Source organism: Puniceicoccus vermicola (assembly GCF_014230055.1).
Taxonomy (GTDB): Bacteria; Verrucomicrobiota; Verrucomicrobiia; order Opitutales; family Puniceicoccaceae; genus Puniceicoccus; species Puniceicoccus vermicola.
This window is the reverse complement of record NZ_JACHVA010000011.1, coordinates 1-3,705: the sequence shown is the minus strand read 5'-3', so window position 1 is coordinate 3,705 and position 3,705 is coordinate 1. Positions and strand designations below refer to the sequence as shown.

At 49.7% G+C, this 3,705-nt stretch carries 6 protein-coding genes; 5 read left to right on the top strand and 1 reads right to left on the bottom strand.

Annotated features, from left to right (window positions below; translation table 11 throughout):
- Positions 1 to 440, bottom strand: a 440-nt coding sequence (locus tag H5P30_RS00780; protein ID WP_185691061.1) for a hypothetical protein, incomplete at its 3' end; no start/stop codon positions are given.
- A 651-nt stretch (positions 441 to 1,091) separates the two neighbouring features.
- Between H5P30_RS00780 and H5P30_RS00775 the strand changes: the two genes are divergently transcribed.
- The 5 genes from H5P30_RS00775 to H5P30_RS00755 form a co-directional block, all read left to right on the top strand.
- A complete protein-coding gene (locus tag H5P30_RS00775; protein ID WP_185691060.1) occupies positions 1,092 to 1,673 on the top strand; it encodes a PEP-CTERM sorting domain-containing protein in 582 nt (193 codons plus the stop codon).
- Between the two features lie 483 nt (positions 1,674 to 2,156).
- On the top strand, positions 2,157 to 2,462 hold the full coding sequence (locus H5P30_RS00770; protein ID WP_185691059.1) for a hypothetical protein: 306 nt from the start codon (positions 2,157 to 2,159) through the stop codon (positions 2,460 to 2,462).
- Complete coding sequence (locus H5P30_RS00765) at positions 2,440 to 2,763, top strand: hypothetical protein (RefSeq protein WP_185691058.1); 324 nt, start codon at positions 2,440 to 2,442, stop codon at positions 2,761 to 2,763. Before H5P30_RS00770 ends, H5P30_RS00765 begins: the two co-directional genes overlap by 23 nt.
- A 93-nt stretch (positions 2,764 to 2,856) precedes the next feature.
- On the top strand, positions 2,857 to 3,120 hold the full coding sequence (locus H5P30_RS22360; protein ID WP_185691057.1) for a transposase: 264 nt from the start codon (positions 2,857 to 2,859) through the stop codon (positions 3,118 to 3,120).
- A gap of 214 nt (positions 3,121 to 3,334) precedes the next feature.
- On the top strand, positions 3,335 to 3,705 hold a 371-nt coding region (locus tag H5P30_RS00755), incomplete at its 3' end, for a hypothetical protein (RefSeq protein WP_185691015.1).

The window sequence follows — 3,705 nt, the reverse complement described above, 5'->3', positions numbered from 1 at the left end:
TTGAAAGCAACGCCACTTTGCCCCGGATTGAGTCCGAGATCCGACAGATCCGTGCTTCCAAGGGTCATCGTGCCTGAGAGCGTGGTTCCAGCAATGTATCCCGCCGGTGCGTAGGCTCCAAACTGGTCAAATCCCCATGGGTCGCCCGTTGTCGCGGTTACGGTAGCGGAATTCCAGGGAAAAGGAGTATTGAAAGCTCCGTCATCGTAACCATAGGCACCGGTGATATTGGTGTAGACCGCGTTAGGACCAAAGTCCGCTGGAAATCCGGAGCCAAACGAAGCAGTCTGGGAGTAAGTGGCCCAGTTGCCATCGTAGGTGATGGTGGTGTCTCCGGTGATCGCAGAATACTCGATCACCATCGTGAACTGAGCCGTGGCCGCCAATGGCAGGCTGAGAAGAGACACAAGAGGGAGAACAAAGCGAGAAATTGTTTTCATTACTCTAATTTTTAGTCAAAATCTAGCCGTCGGCAAGCAAATTTTCCGGCGATCGAAGCGAACGCTTCTCCCTTGCGCTTTACCAGAATTCGTGGACCCCTCCGACTCCTATTCGCGTTTGGCCTTTTCTCCCTTCCCTTCCAAAAAAGAATTCGAAACACACCACCGATCCCCACAAACGGAAACAGCTCCCCCCTCTACATCTGTGCCCATCTGAGTCATCTGTGGTTCATCTCCTCTCCTTCCCTCCGGAAATCCAGGAAAAGTTTACTAATCCAGTTCCGCCGCAGTCACCAAGAAATCCCGCACTTGGTCTGGATGAACTTCTCCCGACTAAATGCATGAAACATTGGGCTGACTCCATTCTTCCCGTCCCCATCTCCGACTAAAGATCAACCCAGCTGTGATTAACCACAGAACGCACCAAAACCTCAACAGGTGGGCACCTGTCTAATTCTGTGATTTCTGTGCTTTTTGTGGTTCCAGCGAAGGCAGTTGGGCTAACGCTCGGGCTTACAAAATTCAAGAATCAAGATCTGACGCCTTTTGCCTTTCCTCCGACCTTACCAATCCGTGAAACCGTTTCGAATCGAATTTCCAATCAGTCATGACATTGACACTGTCTCTTACTGACGATTTGAAGAGAGTCTCATGAGAGTCTTGCGTTGCCTTTTTGTCACGGCCCTAGCGACGGTCGGAAGTTCGGCGTGGGGAGTGGTGACGATCCTTGTCGAACAGGTCGGACCGGATGTCGTTTATTCCGGTTCGGGTCAGCTTGATCTCACCGGCCTGACGCCAGTGACGACCTACACGAACAACAACACCCTCAATCTTTCGAGCATTGACTCGAGCCAGCCGGAATTCTCAAACGCCGTCGTCGGGAACATCCAAGTCTATACAGGATTTCTCTATGGCCCATCCAATTTTGGGAACGACATTTCGGTTTCCGCGGAAGTTCCCAATGCCGCTACGGGGGATTTTTTCGTGATCGATGAGGACCAGCTCATGCTTCCTGCGGATTACGCGGGGGCAACGATTTTGAATTTCAGCGGAAGCTTTCCGAACCAGTCCTTATCCACCCTTTGGCTCGTTCCTGGCACGTATAAGTGGAACTGGGCGAATGATCAGGTTTATTTGCAGGTGGCCGCCGTCCCCGAGCCGGCGACCTCAGCCTTGATTTGCGCCGGAATAATCGGGCTTCTGACCGCCACCCGGCGAATGCAACGGATTTGAGAAGGGAATCCACAAGGGCGATAGGTCGCCCGTCGATTTTTTTCGTAAAGTTGCTCGAGGGTGCTCGCTAACTCTTGTTCGTGAATCTTGTGCGCCTTCCCGGTGAGCGCAGAGGTAGAAGTGACATCCTGACGGTGAATGGGTTGCTCCTTGGTCAGGAGGCGGTGATCTTGGGGCACGCGAAATGACGTCAGGCACGCGAAATGACGTCAAGGCACGCGAAATGACGTCAGGTCAAGATTTTTGACAAGTAACCATCGTTGACGGTATGACCCCACTTGCACCCCCCTCGTCACCATTCTTGCAAGAATTCGTGGATAGACTCCCTCCGGCTGTCCTTTGTCAAGAATCTAGACGTATTCCAATGTTCCCCACTTAATGCATGAAACATTGGGCTGACCCCTGCTTTTTTTACCTGGAACGTCAGATCCAGGAAGCTCATTTGTTGACTATCTTAATTCTCAAGCCGAATACAGGGATTCAATGATATACATCCTGCCAACCACACCCGAACAAGAGGCAATTATGGAAGAGTACCTGAGAGGTGTATGGGATGATGAAATGCCAAATGCTAGAGAAGACCCAGCAGGGGCTTTAAAAGACAATTGTAACACGAGGATATCTAATGCTTTAAAAGCTGCAGGTATTGATGTGGACATATCAGCATTCCCGGCATTTTTACAAAGAGATTTAGAAGATGTAATGAGGAAAAATAAAACTGGTTTTGGGCTGTCTCATGCAAAGGATGCACCTGATGCATCTAATTATGGAATATTTGATAAACCGTAAATATATGCCAATTATGAGGAAGATTTCTGTTGTCGTTATTTTTCTGATATTGGCAACCTCTGTCTTGTATATATTTTTGTATTTAAGGGATGTTTCGCTAGAACGCTCATTTGAAAAAGTTGAGAAAGGTATGCCAAAGGAAGAAGTTGCTTGTATTATGAGTCCGTGGCAACCGACAGTTTGGGAGCACGATACATCTGATGAAGTATTGCGGTACGGTTCAACGATATCTCTCAGTCTATTTGTGATACATTTTGAAGATGAAATAGTTGTATCAAAAGAAAAATTACAGTCATGGTAAAATATCCATTCTCGTGGTGTAACCGGAAGGGGTCAGTCCACGAATTCTTGCAAAATTCTTGACTCCAGCTGGTTGCTACATGAGGGGCAGAGAGTGGCGAGGAAGGTTCGTATCGAATATGCTGGGGCGTTGTATCATGTGCTCAATCGTGGGAATTACCGGAGTTGGATTTTCGAGAGCGAGGGAGCGCGCAAGAGTTTTATCGAATGCCTGAGGAAGTGTTGCAAGGCGAAGGGCTGGCGTTTGCATGGCTGTGTGTTGATGGGGAATCACTATCAACTTTGTTTGGAGACCCCGGAGCCGAATTTGGTGGATCGCAGAAGGGTTGAGCATGGGCAGGAGGGATGCCGTCAGTAGCCTGATGAGCCGACATCGGAGTAGGCGAAATGAAGAATACTACGGAGTCCTGAAAAATTATGAAATCGTGGACTGACCCCAATGGCACTTAGATAAGCGGGGGTCAATGGGGTCAAACGCCAATGGCACTTAGATAAGGCTGGATTCATGGATTTTGTATTGCCAGAAAGCAGACAGGGATCGCCCTAGGCGATGGATTCTGCAAGCTTTTGGTGTGCAACAAAACAACCTGTTTCTTCCCGGTTTTCACCGCGCCTTTGGGCGAAGCCCTAAATCTGCCCTCAAGAGGCTTGAGGATAGTCGCAATTCGATCATGAAGGGTCTTCCGGGTCAACTGCCGTATGTTTTCGAGGAGGCGTTGCCTTTGGAATCGATTCCGAAGCGTTCGAAGGAACGCGATCGTGGGTTCTCTTCGGCGGTTACGGTTTGGCACATGATCAGTCAGGGCATGGGATCGGGCACTCTTCGAGCGGGGTTGGTGGAGATCAATGCCACCTTGAGGTCCATGGGCAAGGAAAAGCTCTCGAGCAAAACCGGAGGCCTCTGTCAGGCTCGACAGCGTTTGCCCGAATCGACCGTATGCGC

Coding starts and splice junctions, on each gene's coding strand:
- H5P30_RS00775 (WP_185691060.1), top strand. CDS start 1,092: ATGAGAGTCTTGCGTTGCCTTTTTGTCACGGCCCTAGCGACGGTCGGA.
- H5P30_RS00770 (WP_185691059.1), top strand. CDS start 2,157: ATGATATACATCCTGCCAACCACACCCGAACAAGAGGCAATTATGGAA.
- H5P30_RS00765 (WP_185691058.1), top strand. CDS start 2,440: ATGGAATATTTGATAAACCGTAAATATATGCCAATTATGAGGAAGATT.